At 53.1% G+C, this 23,675-nt stretch carries 19 protein-coding genes and 1 pseudogene; 6 read left to right on the top strand and 14 right to left on the bottom strand.

Going from position 1 to position 23,675, the window contains the following annotated elements; translation table 11 throughout:
• Positions 1-41: 41 nt before the first annotated feature.
• The 3 genes from FDW98_RS10785 to FDW98_RS10775 are packed head-to-tail and all read right to left on the bottom strand — an operon-like array spanning position 42 to position 6,289.
• Positions 42-1,688: a hypothetical protein gene (locus FDW98_RS10785; RefSeq protein WP_096757176.1), complete on the bottom strand. Its 1,647-nt coding sequence runs from the start codon at positions 1,686-1,688 to the stop codon at positions 42-44.
• Positions 1,688-2,350, bottom strand: a complete 663-nt coding sequence (locus FDW98_RS10780; protein ID WP_223240221.1) for a ZirU family protein — start codon at positions 2,348-2,350, stop codon at positions 1,688-1,690. Before FDW98_RS10780 ends, FDW98_RS10785 begins: the two co-directional genes overlap by 1 nt.
• Positions 2,351-2,404: 54 nt before the next feature.
• On the bottom strand, positions 2,405-6,289 hold the full coding sequence (locus FDW98_RS10775; protein WP_137398847.1) for an inverse autotransporter beta domain-containing protein: 3,885 nt from the start codon (positions 6,287-6,289) through the stop codon (positions 2,405-2,407).
• Between the two features lie 335 nt (positions 6,290-6,624).
• On the opposite strand from FDW98_RS10775, the gene FDW98_RS10770 reads away from it, so the two are divergent.
• Together FDW98_RS10770 and FDW98_RS10765 are read left to right on the top strand one after the other, a co-directional pair.
• Positions 6,625-7,560 (top strand): LysR family transcriptional regulator, encoded by a 936-nt coding sequence (locus FDW98_RS10770; RefSeq protein ID WP_096757178.1) that lies wholly within the window; start codon positions 6,625-6,627, stop codon positions 7,558-7,560.
• 99 nt (positions 7,561-7,659) lie between these two features.
• Positions 7,660-8,385, top strand: a complete 726-nt coding sequence (locus tag FDW98_RS10765; protein WP_096757179.1) for a substrate-binding domain-containing protein — start codon at positions 7,660-7,662, stop codon at positions 8,383-8,385.
• On the opposite strand, the gene FDW98_RS10760 is transcribed toward FDW98_RS10765, so the two are convergent.
• From FDW98_RS10760 to puuE, 4 genes are all read right to left on the bottom strand, one after another.
• Positions 8,369-9,121, bottom strand: a complete 753-nt coding sequence (locus tag FDW98_RS10760) for an ABC transporter ATP-binding protein (protein WP_096757180.1) — start codon at positions 9,119-9,121, stop codon at positions 8,369-8,371. The genes FDW98_RS10765 and FDW98_RS10760 overlap by 17 nt on opposite strands.
• On the bottom strand, positions 9,118-10,122 hold the full coding sequence (locus FDW98_RS10755) for an iron ABC transporter permease (protein WP_096757181.1): 1,005 nt from the start codon (positions 10,120-10,122) through the stop codon (positions 9,118-9,120). Before FDW98_RS10755 ends, FDW98_RS10760 begins: the two co-directional genes overlap by 4 nt.
• On the bottom strand, positions 10,109-11,164 hold the full coding sequence (locus tag FDW98_RS10750; protein WP_096757182.1) for an ABC transporter substrate-binding protein: 1,056 nt from the start codon (positions 11,162-11,164) through the stop codon (positions 10,109-10,111). The genes FDW98_RS10755 and FDW98_RS10750 overlap by 14 nt, the downstream gene beginning before the upstream one ends.
• 186 nt (positions 11,165-11,350) lie before the next feature.
• Entirely contained in the window at positions 11,351-12,616 is a 1,266-nt protein-coding gene (gene puuE / locus FDW98_RS10745) for a 4-aminobutyrate transaminase (protein WP_096757183.1), read from the bottom strand.
• Between the two features lie 107 nt (positions 12,617-12,723).
• Here puuE and FDW98_RS10740 point away from each other — a divergent pair, with 107 nt between their 5' ends.
• Entirely contained in the window at positions 12,724-14,199 is a 1,476-nt protein-coding gene (locus FDW98_RS10740) for a PLP-dependent aminotransferase family protein (RefSeq protein ID WP_096757184.1), read from the top strand.
• Between the two features lie 91 nt (positions 14,200-14,290).
• Here FDW98_RS10740 and FDW98_RS10735 read toward each other — a convergent pair whose 3' ends face one another.
• From FDW98_RS10735 to FDW98_RS10720, 4 genes are all read right to left on the bottom strand, one after another.
• Complete coding sequence (locus FDW98_RS10735) at positions 14,291-15,502, bottom strand: cytochrome c (RefSeq protein WP_096757185.1); 1,212 nt, start codon at positions 15,500-15,502, stop codon at positions 14,291-14,293.
• A 3-nt stretch (positions 15,503-15,505) separates the two neighbouring features.
• Complete coding sequence (locus tag FDW98_RS10730) at positions 15,506-17,398, bottom strand: FAD/NAD(P)-binding protein (RefSeq protein ID WP_096757186.1); 1,893 nt, start codon at positions 17,396-17,398, stop codon at positions 15,506-15,508.
• Positions 17,399-17,480: 82 nt separating this feature from the next.
• Entirely contained in the window at positions 17,481-17,954 is a 474-nt protein-coding gene (locus FDW98_RS10725) for an ester cyclase (protein ID WP_096757187.1), read from the bottom strand.
• Between the two features lie 11 nt (positions 17,955-17,965).
• Complete coding sequence (locus tag FDW98_RS10720) at positions 17,966-19,393, bottom strand: aminobutyraldehyde dehydrogenase (RefSeq protein WP_096757188.1); 1,428 nt, start codon at positions 19,391-19,393, stop codon at positions 17,966-17,968.
• Positions 19,394-19,684: 291 nt separating this feature from the next.
• Between FDW98_RS10720 and FDW98_RS10715 the strand changes: the two genes are divergently transcribed.
• Entirely contained in the window at positions 19,685-20,410 is a 726-nt protein-coding gene (locus tag FDW98_RS10715; RefSeq protein WP_096757189.1) for a FadR/GntR family transcriptional regulator, read from the top strand.
• 24 nt (positions 20,411-20,434) lie between these two features.
• On the top strand, positions 20,435-21,133 hold the full coding sequence (locus tag FDW98_RS10710) for a cache domain-containing protein (RefSeq protein WP_096757190.1): 699 nt from the start codon (positions 20,435-20,437) through the stop codon (positions 21,131-21,133).
• A gap of 34 nt (positions 21,134-21,167) precedes the next feature.
• Here FDW98_RS10710 and FDW98_RS10705 read toward each other — a convergent pair whose 3' ends face one another.
• Positions 21,168-22,649: an APC family permease gene (locus FDW98_RS10705; protein WP_096757191.1), complete on the bottom strand. Its 1,482-nt coding sequence runs from the start codon at positions 22,647-22,649 to the stop codon at positions 21,168-21,170.
• Between the two features lie 273 nt (positions 22,650-22,922).
• A complete protein-coding gene (locus tag FDW98_RS23740; protein ID WP_256372069.1) occupies positions 22,923-23,054 on the bottom strand; it encodes a hypothetical protein in 132 nt (43 codons plus the stop codon).
• Positions 23,055-23,190: 136 nt separating this feature from the next.
• Between FDW98_RS23740 and FDW98_RS10700 the strand changes: the two genes are divergently transcribed.
• Positions 23,191-23,331 carry a hypothetical protein gene (locus FDW98_RS10700; protein WP_096757192.1) on the top strand — a complete coding sequence of 47 codons (141 nt, stop codon included), beginning with the start codon at positions 23,191-23,193 and terminating at the stop codon, positions 23,329-23,331.
• A 38-nt stretch (positions 23,332-23,369) separates the two neighbouring features.
• On the opposite strand, the pseudogene FDW98_RS23630 reads toward FDW98_RS10700, so the two are convergent.
• Positions 23,370-23,462: pseudogene (locus tag FDW98_RS23630) on the bottom strand (LysR family transcriptional regulator); the annotation flags it as partial.
• Positions 23,463-23,675 lie beyond the last annotated feature (213 nt).

The following is a 23,675-nucleotide window of genomic DNA, read 5'->3' as shown; positions in this document are numbered from 1 at the left end:
CCTCACTGTCTTACAGGCAACCATCCGTTCAGAAAAACGCCTTAATTCACATCCGCTATACAGACCACGTGACTGCTTTTCCTGGTATTCGTCACTATCCCGTTACTCATATTCAACGTATTTTTACTGCCCAGTTCATCTATCCAGTAAGGTGCGTTGACCCAGTTGCCACCAAAGTTGTACAACGGCCCCCACTCGCTCCACCAGCGTCCGGTTGAAGCCGCTCGCTCGCCGTTGCGGGTCGATTCCTCTGCAGTCGGCCGACGATAGCCATCATCTTGTTTACCACACCAGTCATTATTAAATCCTGTTGGATTGCCGTCAGTGATTAACCACTTCGTGACCGTGAAGGTATAAGCATAAGATCCACCATCATTTTTCGACCGTATGGTAATGGTGGCAGTTTTCTCTGCGCCTTCAGGCCGACGGGTAAACGTCACCACACCCTTATCATCCACGCTTAACCACGAACGATCGTCATGCCAGGAATACTCCCGGTTGCTGGCAGCATTGCCATTCATGCGCAACTGGAAGCTGGCACCAACCAATCCGCTGCGAGGAAAACCGCTGTCGGTATCAAACGTGGCGCCATTGACGTGAATAGTCGTGTTCCCAGGGAGGACGTTGCTGCCGCCTGATGCCACTTGCTCGCTGACCGTACTGACCATTGTCCCCATTACCGTGTCATAGCTTGCTGGCGTAGCTTCCACCACCAGATAGCGATTTACATCCTCTGCAACGGGGGTATAACTTTTTTCAACCGCGCCTGGAATTGCCGTTTTTCTGGCCGTTCCTGCGGCATTATCCGCACGAAACCACTGAAAACGCGACCGGTCGGGAATCGTCTCATTCCCCTGATAAAGATAGGAAAGCGTGACATCTTCCCCTTCGCGGGGCGCCGGTATCGCTAAATTGACGATCGCCGGGAGCATGTCAGGTATACCGGTTTGCGCGCACACCACTGTCTGTCTGCTGGCGTTTGCCGCCGCGCTACTACGCCCATCGGTAAAAGCATTAATCACCGCATGGTGCGTATCATTGAGCGCGCGTGTCGTCCAGATAGCGTTACGTCCAGCAATGCCATAGGTATGCCGTAAATCGCCTTTAGAATCTTGCCCCACACGATTTGCCCGAGTGTAGGTCACAAACATATCCTGCAGATCTCCCTCATCGGGTAAACGCATGCCGTTGTTCGCACAGTGCATATACGCATCCCCCCAGCGCAGCGCTGGCGAAGCATAATGAAACGCGGCCGACAAGTCTGCTCGCGCGGGTAGCACCGGCGCGTTCGCGTTTGGGCTGACAAAAGGCGCATCCGGTCGGTCGGGATCGGAAGGTTCAATCTCAACCGGCAACACCTTAACCGTCAGGTAGCGTTTATTCTGCGCGGGGCCGGGCGTGAAAAGACGCTCATTCGCCCCTGAGATTACCTGCTCGTCGGCCAACCAGCGAAACAGGGTCTCTGATGGACTTTCCTGCAAACCATCAGGATCGTGAAATTGATACGCAATCTCCAGCGTATCTCCCTGAGCCGGATTTAATCCCGGCGCAGAGGTGTTAATCACCTGCAGTTGACCGGCCACGGGCGGGCGTCCTTTTACCGTCCCGGTCTGTGCTGTCACCGCCAGGGCTTCAGTGGCGACAAAAACAACCAATATGCCCGCGGCGCTGCGCACAATGGGTGACATTAATTCACCTCGATCTGAATCTTACGTTTCTGATCCCCGGCTACCGGTTTGTAAGTCTTACCGTTCGCACCTGGAATATTTTGGTATACGCCAGAACCAATCGCGGTCTCAATCTTCCACTGATAGGTGCCAGCATCACCGGCGCTGCCGTCAGCCAGTTGTACGACGGCGCTAAGTTCAGTATCAACCTGCGGGAAGCCATTCACTGCGCCATCAATCTGTACGGCGATCGGCGTCGATGCAGAAGCCGCTGACAGCTCATTTGACGCAACTGCGATACCGGTATCCGGATCGGTTATCGTTGGATCAGTATGCGGCGTAACCAACACGGTGATCTTTTTGCCTAAATCACTCGCCGTCACGGTGTAGGTATCACTGGTGGCGCCCGAAATATCTGCCCCATCCGCCTGCCACTGAAAGGTTCTTTGCGATTCTGCATCCCCGTCCGGGTCGCTGAACGCGCCCTGCTGGCTGATGGAAATCACATCGCCAATGTCGAAGACGCCGTTGCTGTTAGTATCAGCAGAAACAATCGTGCTCTGGGTGATAACCGGCACGCGTCCTTTTACGGTATCGGTTGGATCGGACAAGACGGCCAGGGCGGGAAATGACAGGATTAACATCGCGCTACTGGCGGTTAAGGTAAAGTTTTTGCGTTTCATTTGCGTACTCAATAATAAAAAGGGATTAAGGCGTCAGCCGGGAAATTACGGTTTTCAGGGTGATTCTTGTGTTTCCACGCGCAAAGCACGTTTTTGCCATTCGCCAGACACAACATAGATACGGCCCGTCGCCTGTGGAATCGCGGTGAACTGGTTACTGCCTGCAGCGGTTTCCCCCTGCCACTGAAAATGTTCTGGCTGCTCTTCGCAGACAATTTCACCGCACATGACGACAGCGGATAAACGGTCACCCACCTGCGGATGGGTGGTCAGCGCTTGCCCATTGCGTAGCACTTTCACCGATGATGCAAAGGGGGCAAAATTAACCGACACGTGCTCGCCGCGACGATTAATCAGCGCCACAACCTCGCTGCGTCCCGCAGCCGTGCTCGTCAGGGTCGCTGTTATCACGCCGTTCGCATCGGTCACCCCCTGTGCAGAAGCACGTACGCCGTGGCTGGCCTTAAATTTCACCTGCTGCCCCGCCACAGGATTACCAAACGCATCCCTGATGGTCGCGCTGACTTTATTTTCAGCAGTGCCGTTAGCTAATGCGTTGTCCGCTATGATGCGCAGGTCGCCAGGGAAAATGGTGGCGCTGCCTTCATCAGACAGAAAGGTGAGTTCAACCTGCTGGACATGTCCGTTTAACATCACCGACACCACGGATTTTCCGGCGATGCGGTTGGTCACCATGGCCATTGCTTCGCCTTCGCTATTAGTCATCACCGAGGTGGGTACTGCCGCCCCGTTAGTCGCCACGAATCGCACCGCCTGCGCGCTGGCCGGACGCCCATCCGCATGGTGTATGGTGACCTTCACCTGATTCGCCGATCTGCCATTGGCCGGCGCATTGTCTGCCACCACCTGCGTGACGCCCTGCCCGGCCTCACCCACTTTTGGCGTGAGCGTAACGCTCACTGGAGTAACCGCAAAGTGATGGTCATTCACGTTGACAGAAATCTCGGCAACGCCCGCCGTTACGCCAGATAACGACGCTTTATACAGGCCGTTATGGTTATCCTTAGCCTGACTGATAGTCGTGCCCTCCAGAGGACTGGTGAAGGTCACTTTTTGCCCGGTAACCGGGTTACCCTGCTGATCCCTTAATAAAAAGTGAATAAATGATTCAGCATTGCCATTCGCTTCAATACGTTCAGGGACGACATTCAGTTGAGATTTCGCTGGATCCAGGCTGTCATCATCAACGGCAAAACTCGTTTCAACTTCCTCTGTGCTGCCGTTAAGTTCGACAATCACCGTGACCTCACCCGCGACCCGACTGGTCAACGACACCGAGACCTCACCGTTAGCATCGGTGGTGGCTGCTGGGGGAATATCCGCATGATTGTTCGCGTACAGTCGTACGGTTTCACCCGCAGCAGGTGTCCCATCCGCGTTAAAGGTGGTGACTTTGATGACATTCTCATCTACACCATCCGCCAGCGCATGATCGTCAAGCACCACCACAGCCTCAAGACTGACCGAATTGTCATCACGTACCAGCTTGACCACCGTCGGCGCGATAGTGGTCAGAAACCCGTTAACATGCGTCCTTATTTTTGCGTTTCCGGTTGCGGTACCCGTCAATGTGGCGGTATACGTACCATCCTCCCGGTTAGTGACGTTGCCGATCGTCGTTCCGGCGAGGCTACTGGTAAATCGGACGTTTTTTTCTTTCAGTGGGTTCCCGCTGCTGTCGGTTAACTGCAGAACCAGAGTCGATTCCGTATTACCATTGGCGGATATTCTTCCCGGCGTCGCATTTAGAGAAGATTGCTGCGGGTCGACAGGGTTACCGGAGGAGATGAGGGTGACCGGACGGCGTAAGGTCTTCGCCACAACATTTCCCTGCATAACCTGCACCACGCCTTTCCCGGCATGAATACCGCTCAACTTTGCACGATAGATACCCGGCGCGACTTCACGCACTGCACTGGAGGTGGTATTGGGCACACCGATCACCTGAAACGACACGTTCTCGAGACCCGTTACCGGTTCGCCCTCGCTGTTATTAGCTTTGTAGGTCATTTCAGCAACATCTTCGCCATCGGCCCGAATCACCGCCGGGTTCACCAGCAACGCCGAGTACATTCCATCGACACCCGAATTCGCCTGGCTATACAATACTTTCGCGCTCTGGCTCAGTTCATGCACCCTGGCCGTCGCCATTGCCTGACCCGCAACGTGAGAGACCACGCTGTACATCGCCCGCCCAGCCGCATCGCTCATCACATCCTCAGCGGTGATACTGCCGTCGGCGAATGTCATTCCCATGGTGATATTTTTTCCGCTAACCGGTTTGCCGTCATCATCGACCAGGGTTGCGGTCACAGTAACCGGCGTTTTACCATCAGCGGGCGCACCGTTACCGGTGACCTGTAACGCATCGCCAAACGCCAGATTTACGGGTAGAACCTCAATCAGCAAGGTCTGGGCATTACTGGTATTTCCTTCGGTATCCTCTGCCATCGCAACGACGCGATACTGGTTTGCCGTCCCGTCTGAGGATGGCGAGCGTTGGTAAGGAGGCAATGTCAGTGAAAACATATTCACGCTCAGCTCGCGAAACTCTCCGCCAGCCGCCAGAAACGCCGCGTTATCCCAGGTGACCTGCGCCAGCGGGTATTCACTCGTGACATCGGTCGAAATCGTATGCACCGTATATTCAGCGTCCTGAATCGCCTCTTCAGAAAGCGTCAACTGCACAAGATCCTGTGCCTGATATTCCAGAGTGATGACATTATTACGATCAACCAGGTTGTAGCGGCTACCTTCCAGCTCGCGCAGAGAGGCCACTTCATCAGGCGAAAGTTGAGACTCCAGGGTTTCACCCGGTCGCCACGCCAGCTCCATTTGCACGCTGGTGTCTCGCTCATCACCCTTTTCCATACTCTGCTCAATACCCAGCGTCATTAGTGGGAATGGCGTCCAGGTGATACCGGTCGTGAAGGCCCAGGCATTTTTCTCACGTTCATCTTCGCCAGACAGCCCGACCTCATCGCCAAAATACTGCTCATAGATAAACTTGCCGCCAAGGTGCGGATAGTCAGGCAACCAACCTTGCACTCTGACATCAAAACCGTTCGACGGGCGTTCGTCATAATTTTCCACGTCTTTCGAGGCCTTCCAGTCAGACAGTCTGAAATACCCGTTGGTAGCAAGTTGAAAATAGTCGCGCCACAGTTCAGCCCCAACGCCAAGGCGACGATGATCGCCACTCAAATCGGCGTCATAAAAGGTATTAAATCCCAGCATCCAGTCATGGCTGAAATGACGTACGCCCACGCCAACGTTCAGCGTATTACGGTCGTCCTGATTCTGATAACCCAGTTGGGTGAATAAGACATTCGTCTGTGTTTCATATACCGGCACCAGCCAATCTACGCTGCTGTCATCAAGGGAAAACTGTTCGCCGACATTCAACTGCGCCCGTACCGTGCCAAACCGCCCTAACCAGCCAGTGACTGTTTCATTCGCTTTACTGTTAATTTCCGAACGGACCAGACCGCTGGCCGCTTGTGCCGCATCGCCGTTTTCGAGAATATTCGCCAGGCCCGAAGCACCGCTGGCAAGGCGTTTAACCCCGGCGTCGTTTTCCTGTTCCTGGTGTAGCTTGTCACTCGCGCCTGCCGCCTTATTCCCACCGGAGGCTGGGGCCGGAATATCAAGCTCATCACCCTGATCTAATTGTTCAAACGGTTTGTTAAATGTTCTGAATTGGTTGAAATAGCGCAGTTGGGTGGTCGTCAGACCTAAGCGTTCGGCAACGGAATCCGTCGTTTCTTCGGCCTGAAGCACATATACGACAGAAGGTCGTGCAAGTAATTCGCTTTGCCATTGCGACGATTGAGGTTCGCTTGTTATTGTTGCCAGTACCGGCGTCGTAATGATCGACAGGTGTACAATCAGGCAAAGCCATGCAGTTCTTTCGATCATAATAAGTGTGCGACTTTTACAGAGGGCTCAGGGTTTAATTTGTAATAAAAGTGAATAAAACGTTATTCATTCAGTAAAATTTGCTTAAGTATTAACTCGTTATCCCTGAATCCAGACTGTGACCATAAATTTGCGCGGTATTCTAGTCAGATTCACCTCATGCGTCTCGCAAACAATGTGCATAACATTATGCGTAATAGATATAATGCATTACCGTTTCTGCTACAGTAGTATCAGGCAGATTTTTTCAATCGTTCCATCGAATTGCATCAATAGATATAATCTGCGTAATAATACTGCGCAGATAACCTTCACAAGATATATCTGAGGTCTCAGTGGTCCAGAAAATCAGCTTTAACGATAACGAACTCCGTATCCTTTATGAACTTTCGTGTACCCGTAGTTTGAGTCTGGCTGCGGAAACGCTAAAAATTGCGCAACCCAATATCAGTAGAACCTTACAACAACTGGAGGACCGTTTTGGATTCTCCGTGTTCGATCGCTCTTGTCGGCCGATAAAATTGACCCGTTTCGGTGAAGAGCTTCTCCCCTACGTCAAAAAACACATGAAGTCATGTGAAGATATCCAGAAGTTTACAATGGCCTATAAGCTGGCGTCTGATGGTTTTGTCAGGATCCATGCCCCTACCGGTCAGCTGTTATTTATCTCCAAGTACGTCATTCCTGGGTTGAAAGCGCAGCATCCGGAAATTAAATTAATGCTGACCACCAGTAACCTCAGCAACGCTGAATTTACCCTTGGTGTCCCTTTTAGTGATGACTGCGACATCTTGTTTACGCATTCATTGCCCGACAATGACGAACTTATTGCGCGAAATATCGCATCGATTCCGGCCAATATATATGGCACCCGCGACATGATTGCGAGATATCCGATCCACTCCATTGACGATTATGGACACAGTCCCTGTATACTTTTTTTCTCACATATGGAAGACAATCATAACATCTGGTATATAAATGACGACTCACGTAAAGAAATAAGAAAGATAATCATTAGCGGTGATTTTGCCTGCGATAACTCGTATGCCGCAATCGAACTCGCCAAAGCGGGTCTTGGTTATTTATTTATGCCCGAGTTGATCATTAAAGAAACAGATATCGACGGTCTGGTCCCTACACTTCCTGATAACTTCTCCACCCATCTGGATCTGTTTGTGATTTACAGTAAAAAGACCCAGCAGCCTTTCCGGGTACAGCTAATCATTAATTCAATTGTTAATATCTTAAAAAAATTATTACCCAGATAATTATTGCCATTTGCATCGAATAGTTGGTCATATACAATATGATGACGTTTAAGATGTCTGTCATTCATTTCGGACCTCGAATTCAGGACTCGCTACATTATGTCATGCCCCATCACGCTCTTCGCTGCTGGTAGTTTACGGCTGGCCTTTACCCCGCTGATAAACCAGTTCACGTCTCTAAGCGGAATTGATGTTTGTGTGGAATACGGCCCGGCCGGATTATTACGCGAACGTATAGAAGCCGGTGAACCTTGTGCCTTATTTGCCTCGGCCAATCGTGCACATCCGCAGCAGTTGCTGGCCAGCGGTAGGGCACTGTCCGCGCATACCTTTTGCTGGAACCAACTGAGCCTCACCACCCGCAAAACCGGCGAATGGCTGGAGTTACTGCGCGATCCAACCCTGCGTATTGGCACCTCAACCCCCGGCTGTGACCCTTCCGGGGATTATGCCTGGGCATTATTCGACAGCCTCGATGTGCTCGAACCCGGCCTTGGACAGCGCCTGCGCGAACGCGCTATTCCCCTTGTCGGTGGCCGTGACACGGTTAAGGTGCCAAATGGCGAACTGGCCAGCGCGTGGATTATTCGCCAGGGCCTGGCGGATTTGTTTATTGGCTACGCGCACTATGCAACAGCACTTGCCGGGCAGCCCGATATTCGCTGCGTAACGATCCCCACGGACCATAACATTCGCTGTGAATACCAGTTAGCGGTGCTCGAGGCGTCTAAAAACGTCAAAGCGCTGGCTGATTTTATCCTCGCGCGCGACGGACAAACATGTTTGGCCAGCGCCGGTTTTAAAACACTTAACGATGAATGGTAAACAGCGGCGCGATAAACGGCGTCGGATGCGGGTCCACGCTAAATTTTCGCAGCGGTAAACCGTACGCCTGGAACAAATTATCTTCCGTCACAATCTCCTGCGTTGGCCCCGCCAGCCATCTCCCCTGCGGCAACAACAGCAGCGTATGACTGGCTATCTGTAGTGCATGCTGCGGATCGTGCGTTGTAAAGAGAATACTGCAGCCCTCGCGACACGCCAGATCGCTAATAAGCTGCAGTACCACCTGCTGATTGGCTAAATCCAGCGCCGAACAAGGTTCATCAAGCAGCAGCGTTTGACAATCCGTGACCAACGCCCGGGCGATCATTACCAACTGTTGCTGCCCACCGGAAAGTGAACAAAAATTACAGGACGCAAGATGCGCAATATTGAGCTGCTCCAGCGCCTGCATCGCCCGCTTTTTATCCTGCTGGCCCGGTTGAGCAAATAACTTTACATGCTGCGCGCGGCCCATCAGCACGACATCGCTAACGGTGTAGGGAAACGGCAAGCGCGTATGCTGCGCCACAATACCAATTCCCCCCTCACTTTGTATGTTTCCACCCAACAACGGCAGCGTACCGATCAGCGTATCCAGCAACGTGCTCTTCCCCAAACCGTTACGCCCGAGCACGGCACAGATATTGCCTTTCTCACAGCGGAACGTGAGCGGCGCAAACAACGGCATCCGGTAGCCATACTCCAACTGATCGACGTTAAGTGCGGCAGATATCATCGTTTCCCCCGTCGACTGGACTGAATCAGCAAAAAGGCAAACAGCGGCGCACCGAGCAAGGCGGTGATGATCCCCAGAGGAATTTCCGCAGGTAGCAGCGTGCGGGCAATATCATCCACCACAATCATAAAACCGCCGCCCAGCCAGAAAGCACAGGGGAGTAACCGACGGTGATCAACGCCTACCAGCAGGCGGGCCAGATGCGGGATCACCAGACCCACCCAGGCAATACTGCCGCTGACGGAGACCTGCGCCGCAACCAGCAATGCGCAGCACAGCAACACGCTGCGCCGCAGCGGAACCACCGACACCCCGAGCGCTTTGGCGTCTTTATCGTTGAGTGATAACAGGTTGATTCGCCAGCGCAACTGGTACAACAGCATGGCCGCAATGCCGACCGGCACCGCCAGCAGCCACACTTTATGCCAGTTGGCGGTCGCAAAACTGCCCAACAGCCAGAATACAATGCTGGGTAACGTCTCTTCGGTATCGGCCTGGTATTGAATCAGGCTCACCAGCGCGGCAAAAAAACCACTCAAAATAATGCCCGAGAGGATCAGCACCAGCGTGTTTTCCAGCCCCTGTAGCGCGGCAATGGCATATACCAGAATCAACGCCGCCAGACCAAAGAAGAACGTCGACCCCATCATCAGGAACGGATCAAGCCCAAGCAAAATCGCCAGCGTGCCGCCAAATGCTGAGCCAGAGGTCACCCCAATAATATGCGGGTCCACCAGCGGATTATGAAACACGCCTTGCAGCGTAGCCCCACATAACCCCAGCGCGCCGCCCGCCAGCAGTGCCATCAAAATACGCGGGAGTCTGACGGTCCAGACGACCTGGTGCGCCATACCCTGCGAGTCTGCGTAATAGCTCAACAGTGAGAACACATCGCGCAGCGACAGCGGATATTGCCCCACACACAGTGAACCAACACCCAGCAGTAGCACCACGGTAATCAGTATCGGTTGCAGGGGGAAAGCGCGATTACTTAGCAGCATCGGACTGCCAGTTCACGCGGTAAAAACGGTGGTAGTAATCCTGTGCCTGCGCATCAACATCGATGTTTTTATAGACATCCGGATAGAGTTTTTTTGCCATCCACAATTCACCCAGCGCCAGCGCTTCCGGCATCGGATATCCCCAGGCTTTAGCGTATTCCGGCATCAGCCAGACGCGATGATTTTTTACCGCATCGATGTTCTGCCAGTTGGGATCGTTTAGGATCTCCGTCACCACCTGCGGGTAGCGGTCCTGGACAAAAATCACCTGCGGGTTCCACGCTAACACCTGCTCCAGCGAAACCTGCCGCGCGCCTTTAACGCTCGCCGCAGCCACGTTTAGCCCTCCGGCATGCTGCATCATCAGGCTCGTGTACTTTCCGGCACCGTAAGTCATGAGATCGGGGTTGGCCATATAGATACGGACTTTTTGCGCCTGTGCAATCGCCGCCACCGGCGCATTGAATTTAGCCCTGGCCGAAAAAACGTAGTCGATCAGCGTTTCAGCCTGCGGTTTACGTCCCACCACGTCGGCAATCAGGCGAATCCCCTGCTTTAAGCCTTCGTTGTAGACCTGCTCTTCGTCAGCCATAGTCGGGTTCATTTTGTTCTGCTGGCCAGCAGCATCCTGACGTAATGAGATAGCCACCACCGGAATCCCGGCATTCTGAATCTGCTGGATCATCTCGGCAGGTGCATAGTTGGCAACAAACACCACCTGCGGGTGGGTAGCCAGCAGGCTTTCAATATTCACGCTGGTGAGATCGCCCGGCGTCGGCAGGGTCGTAATCGTCGGCATAAAGCGGGCGAACGCCGGTCCAAGCTGTTTTTTCCAGCTCGACATCACGCCGACAATGTCCTGCGTGGCATCCAGTTGAACCAGAATATTCAGCGTCTGGTGTTGTAACACCACCACCTTATTAACGCTATCGGGGATCGTGACCTGGCGGCCAAGCTGATCGGTTATCGTGCGGTCTGCCTGCGCCGAAAACGCAAACAACATGCTGGCGCATACCAGCAAAAATGAACGAAGAGTTAACATAGACACCATCTGGACAGGAGAAAAATCGATATGCATTAAATTATATAACGAGGTATCTGGCAACGCATTTCCAATAAATCAGGTAACTCTACCGATGAAGATCAATTGACGTTGAGAAACCCACAGGAACAAAAAAGCCGACGATGTGTACCACCGTCGGCCAGGGTTGACGCTATACGCGCACTATCACGATTTAGTGACGGATTTAATAATTTCCAGCGCTTTTACGAACTGTTCCTGCGGAATGGTCAGCGGGTAGAGGAAACGGATCACGTTGCCGTACTGGCCGCAGGTAAGCAGCAGCAGTCCCTGCTCAAGGGCTTTCTTCTGTACGCGTTGCGCCGTGGCCGCAGAAGGCTCTCCGGTGCTGGCATCACAAAACTCAGCGGCAATCATCGATCCTAACCCACGCACTTCGGCAAGTTCCGGACACCACGCACGGGCATCGGTCAGCGTGGCACGCAGTTGTTCACCCAGCGCCGCTGCTCGCTGGCACAGTTGCTCATCATGAATGATATCAAGCACCGCGTGAGCGGCCGCCACGGCGAGCGGGTTACCGGCATAGGTACCGCCCAGACCACCCGGTGCAGGGGCATCCATAATTTCGGCTTTGCCGACCACGCCGGACAGCGGCATACCGCCCGCCAGACTTTTCGCCATGGTCATCAGATCGGCTTTGTGGCCGTAATGGTCCATGGCAAAAAGCTCGCCGGTGCGGGCAAAACCACTCTGGACTTCATCGGCAATCATCACAATACCGTGCTCATCGCAGATGCGGCGAATAGCGGCAACGAATTCAGGTGGGGCCACCACAAAGCCCCCTTCACCCTGGACGGGTTCGAAGATAATCGCTGCGACCTGGCTGGCGTCGATATCAGCTTTAAACAGACGCTCGATGGCTTTTATTGAATCGGCGGTGGTGATGCCTTGCAACTCAGAAGGATACGGTGCGTGGTAAACCGATCCCGGGAACGGCCCGAAGCCTTTTTTATACGGTGCGACCTTGCCGGTCAGCGCCATCGTCATATAGGTACGGCCATGAAATCCCCCGCCAAACGCGATCACACCTGGACGGCCGGTGTGCGCGCGGGCAATTTTAACCGCGTTTTCGACGGCTTCTGCGCCGGTGGTAAAGAACGTGGTTTTACGCAAACCGTCAATCGGCGCGGCCGCATTGATTTTCTCCGCCAGCGAGACGTAGCTTTCGTACGGGACAATCTGATAGGCCGTGTGGGTAAAGGCTTGAAGTTGTGCTTCAACCGCCTGCACCATACGAGGATGACGGTGTCCAGTATTCAGGACGGCAATCCCGGCAGCAAAATCAATATATTGATTGCCTTCGATATCGGTAATGGTGCTGTTTTCTGCCGACTGGGCGAAAAAGTCACACATTACGCCCACGCCACGCGGGGTTGCATCCAGACGACGTTGTTGCAGGTTTTTATTATTCATTCTCTACACCTTGTTCATAAACACATTCAGGGTTGAATTACCCTTTAAATCTAGACGCCATCTGGTACTTTAATCGAGAGCCAAATCGTTTTATTTTAAGGATCCAAATGCGTTCACTTGCCGGAGATGTGATCAAGCATGCATTTAGCCAGCAAACCGACGAGAAACTGCACCGGCGTTTGTATGCCGCCATCTGCAGCTGCATTCTTGAAGGCAGCCTGAAACCCGCCACCCGTATGCCACCTTCGCGCGATCTGGCGGGCGAACTGGCGTTATCGCGCAATACCGTCTTGCGAGTGTATGAGCAACTGCAGGCCGAAGGGTATATTTCTGCACGTACCAGCAGCGGCACGTTTGTCACCGATAGCGTGCTGGACAACCTCGCGCAACGGCCCGATAAAAAAAACGCGCCCCCCGCACAGGAAGACCGCGCCAGCCTGTCCGCCCGCTGCCTGGAGCTGCTCGGTAATGCCAGCGCCAGCCCACGCCAGTGGGGGGCGTTTATTCCTGGCGTTCCGGATGTGCAACATTTCCCCCACCGCACGCTTAAAAAAATTCAGGACCGGCTGGCAAGACGCCTGCGCCCGGAGTTTCTCACCTATGATGCGGCGGGTGGCGACGGTGAACTAAAAGAAGCGCTGGCGGACTATTTGCGTACCGCGCGCGGCGTCAGGTGTGCTCCTGAACAGATACTGATCACCGAAGGCATTCACCAGGCGTTGGATCTGGTGACCCGCACCCTGTGTAACCCTGGCGATAACGCCTGGATTGAAGAGCCAGGCTATTGGGGAATCAAAAATATTCTGCGCATCAACGCGGTTAACTTCTCGGCGATGGCGGTTGATGAACAGGGCATGGTACCGCCAGTGTCGTCAGCGGTGTCCCCGAAGCTGATTTTTGTGACACCGTCACATCAGTATCCGCTGGGGTCGGTGATGAGCCTGAGCCGGCGACGGCAGTTACTGTTTCGCGCACGTGAAACACGCAGTTGGATCGTGGAAGATGACTACGACAGCGAATTTCGCTTTTCGGGGCAGCCCATTCCTTCACTGCAAGGACTGGAGGAAGAAAGTCCAGTTATCTACATCGGCACATTCAGTAAAACGCTCTATCCTGCCCTCCGACTCGGGTATGTTGTGCTGCCCAAACCGCTCGCTGCACCGCTGAAGAAAGTTCATAACGACCTCTATCGCGGCGGACACCTTTTGATTCAGGCCGCGCTGGCAGAGTTTATCCGCGAAGGCTACTACGCCGCGCATATCCGTAAAATGCGCCAACTGTACAGCCGCCGTCGTCAGACGCTGGTGGACCTGATCGCCACGCAACTCGGAGAGGATTATCTGGGACCGTTCAACAGTAACGCCGGGCTGCATCTGATATTACAATTGCCAGCCCATGCCGACGACAGCATGATTGCACAGCTGGCGAATACGCAGGGGTTATTGGTACGACCGCTGTCACGTTACTACGTCAACGAAGAGAAACGCCGCGGTCTGTTGCTGGGTTTTGCCAGTATTGAAGAACATGAGATGGCCGCGGCGTTTTCCCGGTTGGCGGGCATTATCAAGGCAAACGTAGGATAAACGTTGCCGGATGGCGTCACTAACGCGTCTTATCCGACCTACAATACGGTTTTTATAGGTCGGATAAGCGCAGCGCCATCAGGCATGACGCTTAGTGTGTAGCTGGTTTAAGTCCGGCAAGCTCCTCCTGACTGACCTCGCCATTGCCTTCACCCCAACTTTTTCGTACATAGTTGATCACATCGCGCATCTCAACCTCGGTCAGCAATCCGTTATACGCTGGCATCTTAAACGACACGTTGCCCCGCGTGGTCGGCGTTTCCGCGCCCTGCGAAATAACCCTGAACAGCGGGGTCGGATCGTCAACCATCACCAGCGGATTGTGGATAAGTGACGGCGCGTTGTTATCCGTGCCCTTGCCTTCCAGACCGTGACAGGTCGAGCAATAACGGTTGTAGACCACTTTTCCCGCCTGCGGTGAATTCGACCAGGACGCCGTGGTGGTGCCCGCTCGTGTCGGCTCCGGTTTGGCGTTTTTCAGGCTCCGCAGATACTGTGCAATCGCTGCAGCATCTTCATCCGTCAGGTATTGCGTACTCTCACTGACGACTTCAGCCATTGAACCCGAAACCGCAGCATGCTTGCTTTTACCGGTCAGTAACAGCGACGTTAACTCCCGCTCAGACATCCCGGTGCCCCGAAGGGACGGCGCATACCAGCCGTCAATCATCGTCCCGCTCAGGTACTGTGCATCGGCATGAGTATAGGCTTTCTCATTCATCGCCATTCCCCTCGGGGTATGGCAGGAGCCACAGTGGCCGGGTCCTTCAACCAGATAAGCTCCGCGCTGGATCCGCGCGGCACTGGCATCGGTACTGTTGCTGCCTACCGCAGCCGTTGCAGGAGCGTCGGTAAAGAGCCAGTTCCAGATATGCAGCGGCCAGCGGGCTGAAATCAGCCAGGGGATCTCATTCTCTTTATTTGCTGTCGCAGACGGCGTGACATCATGCATAAAGTAGTGATACAGCGCCTGGACATCTTCGTCGGAGAGCTTGGCGTAAGACGGATATGGCATGGCCGGGTAAAGCGGATGGCCATCTTTGGCAATGCCCTGACGCACCGCTTTTTCAAAATCCTCGTAGGAATAGTTACCGATGCCGTGGGTTTTGTCCGGCGTGATATTTGTCGAGAAAATATCACCGACCGGCGTGGGAAACTTTTTGCCCCCAGCCATCGCGTCTCCACCCTCAGCGGTGTGACAGGCTACACAGTCTGAAATTCTGGCGATGTACTCACCGTGAGAGTCCGCGGCGGAAACCGTCGCGCTAAACAAACAGGCGACAAGAACGGTTACATTACGCATAGATCACCTCATACCCTTGAGTTCGTTAACCGCCCGCAATGCCTGATCGATCGCCGCATGTGCATACGCGCTCCAGTCGGCATCAGAGTTAGCAATCGCAATTCGGCCGATGGGCTGGCGTGCCCGCTCAACAACCTTCTCCATTTCATCCATGTCGTCGAACAGCGGGTTGGCGTAATAGGCATAGCCATGTGCCCAGCGGTTAACCGTAATAGCCGCGATATCACGTTGATTGTCAAAGCCTGTCGAGCCAAACATCTCCTGCAACTGGCCACGGATCATCTCTTCATGCGCAGCAAACGAGGTCCCCAGCAGATAGGCCCGTCCCAGGCGGAATTGTTCTCTCGCCGGTAGGTTACTGCCCGGATAGGTTGGCACATAGACCATATGAATCACCATCGGATCGTCCGGGGTCGCCGGGTGCTGATAGCCGCCAATGCTGACTGGATAGTCGAGCTTAATGCGGCTGTACGGCGCAGCCGGGGAATAAAACTCATGTACGCCGAGTTGCTTAAACGCCTGCCAATTTTTCACCACTACGTTGGTGTACACCAGCGGCGCCTTTACGTTCAGCTTGAGGTCTGCCTGCTGTTGTTTCGGCATTTCCGGCACCAGGTACGGGATCATCATGTTATAACCCGCCATGATGGCGTTTTTTGCGTGCACACGATGCAATTTGGCGTCACGCAGATAGGTTACGGCCACGCCGCGCGGCACGTTGGCCGCATTAATCACGCTACTGTTGAGGCGCAAACGCGTGGTATTTTCCGGCTGATCCAGCTTTTCGTAATGCAATCTGGCGAGGACGGAATCCTCCATGGTGGTCCCCGGCAAGGCATCCGGGAGCATATATCTGACCATTATTCGTGCCAGTCCCGCGTTGCCATCGGGGAAGTGATAAACATACGGCTCTTCGAGGTCGGCCAGTGACTCGCCGTCCAGCGGCGGCAGACCTAACGCTTCCATGCCCGGTAAGGCGCATGCCCGGGCATCGCTACAGGAAATGCCCTCAATGCCGATAGCAAAGAAATCGTTGGAACGCTGCTGGAAATAGAGCAGTGCCATTTTGCTTAAACCGACTTTCGTGGCCAGAAATTCACTGTAGCTGTGGGTATCCAGCCAGCTACTTTTCTCCTCGACCGTCATGCCCGGAAGGTAGTCGCCAGGGCGTACATGCAGATCGATAAGCGCTTTTCGGTCGCTCTCACTCAACGGAAAATCATTGATAAAGTCTTCAATCTTACGACCGTTGAGCCGGTCCGGTGGAATATCGTCGGAAACCGCGCGTCCCGGATCGCCGCTGACGATTTTGGTCTCGCCAAAATTCTTTTTGTCGAAAAAGACGCCGCGACTGAGCTGCCAGTCTGGGTAGAAGTCGACGTCAAAACTCTCTTTGAGCTTGGTGGCGCTCACGCCGAGTGTTTCCATCAGCTTTTGCACATCCGGGCTGAAATTATGCGCTGGCGACTGAAACGACTCACTGCCGCCATAGCCGATCAGTTTTTTTCCGGCTGTGCTAAATTCGTTACGTTTGGCGTGGCCGCCAAAATCATCATGGTTGTCGAGGATCAGAACCTTGCTGTTTTGCCCGACAAGTTGCCGCCAGAAACATCCGGCCGCCAGCCCGCTAATGCCGCCACCGACCACCACCAGGTCGTACTCTTCCTCGAGCGGAAGCGCCGTTAAATCAAATTTTTTCTGTTCCCGGCCCAACGCGTGAGCCATTTCAAACGAGCCAGGATGGTTACCACGCAGCCCCGTCAGGCTGGGAGGGTAATAACTTCCATCGATAAATTCATGTTCTTTTCCTGCCGCTCTGACCATATCCAGAGGGGTCAGCCCCGCGGCGATGGTGACCGCCACACCGTTGAGAAAATCACGTCGGGTAATTGCCATTAACTTGTCCTTTTGCCACGCACACACTGCCCTAAACACAGCACAAATGAGAGGTTCCCCCTCTCACAAGGGGGACCACCGACTACTTCACTGGCTTGAGTTCTTCATCCAGTTTTTTAGAATCATAATAATCACCCTGCCAGGTGATTTTTCCTGCCTTAACATGAATATAGCTGACGCCTTCAAATTTTATCGGATTATTTGTCGGCGGACTTCCTGCCCATTCGCCGCTATTTTTACCCGAGAACTCCCAACGAAATGCCACGGTATCTTCGTCATAGACGGGTTTGCCGACCATTTTCCAGTTCAGATCCGGGACCGCCTTAATGAATGCTCCAATCACCTCTTTCTCGGCTTTTTCCCTGCCAGTTATCGGCTCCCCGGCGGCGGCATCGTAATAGACCGCGTCGTCGGCCAGATACTGCGCTGCCAGCGGCGCGTTATGCGCATTCCAGGCCGCCATATACGCTTTTACGGTATTCAGCGGGGAGCTGTCTGCCAGGCTAAACCCCGAGAACATCACCAGCGACAGCGTAGCTATTTTTAATGTTTTCATCGTATTACCCGCTATTCAGAAATATCGCACATGATATGTTTCACTCGGGTGTACTCATCGAGTGAATAAGAGGAGAGATCTTTACCGTAGCCGGATTTCTTGAACCCGCCGTGCGGCATTTCCGCACACAGTGGAATATGGTTGTTGATCCACACCGTGCCAAAATCGAGATCAATGCAAAAACGCTGTGCGCGGCCGTGGTTACCGGTCCAGACGCTTGCGGCCAGGCCGTATTCCACATCATTGGCTTTGTGCAACGCGTCTTCGTCAGTCGAAAAGGACTGAATCGCCATTACCGGACCAAACACTTCATGTTGAATGGCTTCGTCGTGCTGATGCAGACCGGAGATGATGGTTGGCTCAAAGTAGAAGCCCGGTCCGGGCCCTGCTCTGCCACCCGTTTCAATTTTTGCATGCGCAGGCAGACGCGCAATAAAACCTTGCACCTGCTCCAGTTGGTTCCGGCTATTCAACGCGCCATATAGCGCATCCCTATCCTGCGGGGGACCAAATTTGATGCTTTTTGTTTTCTGGATCAATTTTTCCAGAAACTCAGCATAAACGGACTGCTCGACGAGAATTCGCGTGGCGGCGGTACAATCTTGCCCGGCATTGAAAAAGCCGGCGGTAGCGATCGTCTCAATCGCCCTGTCGATATTCGCGTCGGCAAATACCACGGCGGGCGCTTTACCGCCCAACTCCAGATGGGCTTTGGTCAGGTTTGCCGCCGCCGACGCCGCCACCTGTAGACCCGCACGTACCGAGCCAGTAATCGAAACCAGTGAGGCCGTCGGGTTCGACACCACCAGCGAACCGGTTTTGGCTTTCCCTAATACCACATTAAACGCCCCTTTCGGGAACAGCGGCGCGGCCAGCTCAGCCAGCAGCAGCGTGCTGACCGGCGTGGTGTCACTCGGTTTAAGCACCACCGTATTGCCTGCCGCCAGCGCAGGGGCTATCTTCCACACCGCCATCATAAACGGGTAATTCCACGGCGTGACTTGCCCCACAATACCCAGCGGTTCGCGACGAATGGTTGAGGTGAACCCGGCAGAATATTCACCGGCAGCCTTCCCTTCAAGGCAGCGCGCGGCACCGGCAAAAAATCGAATGGCGTCGCAGGAGGCCACGATCTCTTCTTTCTCAATAAAATGGCGCAGCTGTCCAGTTTCCTGACTCTGGGCGTTAACCAGTCGCTCTACATTGCGTTCGATTTCATCAGCCAGCGCCAGAAGCGCTTTTTGCCGCTGTGCGGGCGTCGATTTCTTCCAGATACTGAACGCGGCAGCGGCGGCCGAGTAGGCCAGATCGACTTCTGCTGCCCCACCATTGGGCGATAACGCGTATGTTTCACCGTCCACCGGGCTGACCAGCTCAAACGCGTCTTCGGTACTGCCCGCCACGTAGTGTCCGTTGATAAAATGCTTCAGGGTTTTCATGACTGTCTCCTGCCCGTTAATACATAAAGAATCTTATGTAATATATATATTGTAAAATTTTTTCAAATGCGCAACATTGACAGTATGATAAACGTCGCATTTTTAACTTAAATTTTACATTTTTACGGTAAGGTTATTCATCGTCATTTGACGCTAACGGGACACACATCCGCCTGTGCAACGGTTTTGTGCATGGGCAGGTAAAATAACGCGACCATTCTGACCTTCCTTGCCTGACAGGCTTGTGTTAGAAAGGGTCGTTGTTTCAGGGAATTGAGTGCAGAAAAGATTATGATTACTCATGCGGTCATATTTGCGCCTATCGGGCAGGTCAGTCGTTCCGACCAGATTGTGCAGCGCCTTTCAAACGCCATCATTACGGGATTGCTCGAGCCAAAAGAGCAACTGCCCAACGAAACCGACCTGGCAAAGATGATGGGCGTCTCACATATCACCATCAGAGAAGCACTCAACACGCTTCGGGCTAATAATCTTATCCATACGGTTCGTGGCCGAAATGGCGGCAGCTTCGTTTGCGAAAATATTGATGGCAAAAATAGCGTCCTGCATCCGTTTAAATCGATTGGCACCGATTACCTTTCCGACTTAGGCGAAATGCATTGCGCCATTATCAGCCACAGCGCCAGGCTGGCCTCCCGGCGCATGACCAATGCGGATATCGCTAAATTTCGCGAGTTTGTTGAGGTGTTAAGAAAGGCTAATTCACCCGAATTAATGACCCAGGCCGATATGCGTTGCCTACTGGCGATCGCCGCCAGTTCGCATTCAGCGCGGCTGGCGAACCAGGAACTACAGGTGCAGGCGGAATGGGCTTCGCTGGTCGCTATACTCTATCGTTCTGGCACTATTCACGCCGAGATCATTGCGCTCTATTCGGCGCTGGCCGATGCGCTGGCCGCGCATAATGAGACAGAATCGGTGCAGTTTGCCACCCAGATTATCGATACCTGTACCTATTATCTTATTGAAAAAAAGCTGAAATATAACGCGAACTGACCATCAGTGAAGGCAGGAAAGACCATGAGCTCTTCGACATCCCTTAGCGCATTAATCCGTAAAATTGATGATATTACTGTCTCTACCGTAGAGTCTACCGTTGCGCTGGCGAGGAGCATCCACGAGGCGATTGCCGGTGTACAAAAAGGCTCGGCAGAGGTGGTCCTCGACCCGGCAGTGAGAGCCACTGTTCAGCAGCACATTAAACACACGCTGAATCACAATCACTATTGCTCGGGTGCCGGATTCGCCAGCCATATTGAGAATACGCCAACCCGCAACGAGTATTGGCTGCTGGAGTGGTGGTATAAGAAAGATAACGGTCTGAGTCAGGCGCATCTGGATTTAGATCAGGCCACCCAACAGCGGCTGGATTTCAGAACCTTCGAGTGGTTTAAGCATTCTCCTCCTGCAGGTGAAGCCTATATTCACGGGCCTTACGTCGACTATATCTGCAACATTTCTTACACACTGACCTCGGCGGTGCCCGTTTACTACCATGACCAGTTTCTTGGCGTCGCCGCTGTCGATCTGCTGGTAAGCCAGATCGAGGCAGAACTGCTCTCCTGCCCCCAACCTGACTATGTCATTCTGACCAATCTGGAAAACCGGATTATCTTCTCCAGTTGGCCGCGCTGTCGCGTGGGAGAATTACTGTCACCGACGAATACCCGTATTGTGTATCAGAGCGACTACTTCATTCTTTACCACTATCAACACTAAGGGGATAGGCTCTAAGGGCCCGAAGGCCCTTTGTTTAATTATCCTGCCCCATATTGAGCTTGTTTGCGTAGGCTATCGCATCATTTTCCGGCGCAGCAGAGCGACCAAACGGACGCGTCAGGAACATGTAGATAAGCCCCGAACCCACCACAATCGCCAGGCCAAACAGCACCGTCCAGCGGTCGATGAAATCACTGCTGTCGGCGGGTTGGGCCAGCAGCCAGATCCCGCACAATCCGTAAGCTAACGCCAGCACGTTAACCAGAGTCCCCCAACCACCGATGGTCCACTCGCCCGCCGGTTTCCAGCCTTTCAGGCGCTGACGCAGCGCTGCCAGCACGACCATCTGGAAGGAAATATAGATACCGATAACGGCAAACGCGGTAATGCGCGACAGATTATCGGGCTGGAAGTAGACCCAAACACAGATAATCACCGGCAGTAAGCAACTGACCACCATGGCATTATCGGGAACACCATTTTTAGAGATTTTGGACATCCACTCGCTTCCCGGCAGCATTCTGTCACGGGAGAAAGAGAAGATAAGGCGGCTCAACGCAGCCTGGAGAGACAGAATACACGACAGCATGGCGATAATCGCGACGATGATAAAGACCGTCGCGCCGGTTTCCCCCAGGGCCTCATTGAGGATAGCCGGGATCGGATCGGCCGTTTTACCGTTGACAATACTGACCAGATTCGGCGAAGCCAGCAGATACCCCATGACGGAAATAATGGCCGAGATCGCACCAAACACGATACTCAGGATCATCGCAATCGGGATTTTTTTGCTTGGGTTCTTCACCTCTTCCGCAACGTTGCCGCAGGCTTCAAAGCCAAAGAACATAAACAGGCCCATCAGCGCGGCTGACATAAAGGCAGTGGAGTAGCTCCCGTCCTGGGCCAGCACGCCCATTGAATCAAATATCACCGAGAATGGCTGCGAACGGTGGAATATCAGCAGGTAAATCCCCAGCGCAATCACGCTGACGATCTCACACCAGAAACCAATTTTGGCGACCCGGGCAAGATTCTTTGTCCCGGACATATTCACCGCCATCATCAAGAGCAGCAGCACCACGGATGTCAGCAGCATGGTGGCCGGAGTCTGACCATAGTGGAATAATGACTCGACGAAGGTAGAGGTGTATTCCGCGATTGAGGTGATGGTCACCACCAGCGCCCACAGGTAAATCCAGGCGGCAATCCACGCATATTTTTTCCCCCACAACCTTCTGGCCCAGGGATACAGCCCTCCGGTAATCGGATACTGAGACGCCACTTCGCCAAACACCAGCGCAACCAGAAGCTGCCCACAGGCGACGATTAAAATCCACCATACCGCCGGTGGCCCTGCCAGTGTTACGGCAAGCGCAAACAGCGAATACACGGCGGTGAGTGGCGACAGATAGGTAAAACCCAGCGCAAAGTTAGAGATAAGTCCGATCGATCGGTTGAACTGCTCTTTGCCATCTTTCTGAAAATTATCGTTTTTATTATCAGGTATCTGTTCCATATCTCTTTCTCTTTTGTGGAATAGTCACAGGGGTTAACGATTAATGTATAAAAGATATTAAGTTATATGTATAGTGATTTTGTCATGATATTGTTAAAAATGATCGCGCGTCACGTTCCTGAATAAACAGGCCTGCAGCATGATTGTGAAACATATTATTAACATTTTGGCGAGTTGTGACGGGTTAAAAAACGGACAAAAAAAAGTAGTTAGCGAGGACCGCCGCGCACCGGAGCGGTGTTTCAGTTCAGGGGCGCGGCGTTGGCGTGCATGTCAGGTTATCGGTTCGGACAACACCGACAAACCGAACTGTTCAATAAAGCGATCGACCGTATTTATATCCTCATCCGTTAAGGTCCAGCCGGGTTTTCGACAATACTCATCCTGAGCGCCGCCAACCGACATCTGTGGACCACGCTACCGGAAAAATACGCACATCTGATTTGATAGTCGCCTCTAAATCGCAAGAATCGCTGCTGTTCAGCAACATTTTTGCAATATAATTAGGGAATGTTAAACGCTGAACCTGAACAGGTGACTGATGGAAATTGATCTCGATAATCTGGTCTTTGATGGACTTGATGAAGCGCAAGAGCGCAATGCGGAACGTCTGGAAGATGCAGACAAAAAAGCACAGGAAATGATTGCGGATAATGACTGCGGCGATGCCTGCAAAATCTAATCCCTGAACCGGCGTAATGCCGGTTTTTTTATCTCCAGTCAGCGTGTATAGCGCAATGCTTCAATCAGCTGTGCAAAGGAAGCGGTGTGCTGTTTGCGGCTGGGATAATAAAAATAATGACCCGTAAACGGCGCGCCTGGCCCTCTTTGAGATAATAGAGATCGTTAAAATTATCACGCAGCATGACTGGCCCCAATCCAACATCGGTTGTCGGTTGTCGGTTATCGGTACAGGCCCGCATGGAAATACAGTAGCGTTCCTGGATAATTTGCATTGTATTTACCCATTATTAACAGCTATTTCACTAATATCATTTTGTATATAGATAAGAATTTTTTCTTATT

The organism is Citrobacter sp. wls711 (assembly GCF_005281055.1).
Classification (GTDB): Bacteria; Pseudomonadota; Gammaproteobacteria; order Enterobacterales; family Enterobacteriaceae; genus Citrobacter; species Citrobacter gillenii.
The sequence above is the reverse complement of the archived record's forward strand: the minus strand, read 5'-3'. Positions and strand labels throughout refer to the sequence as shown.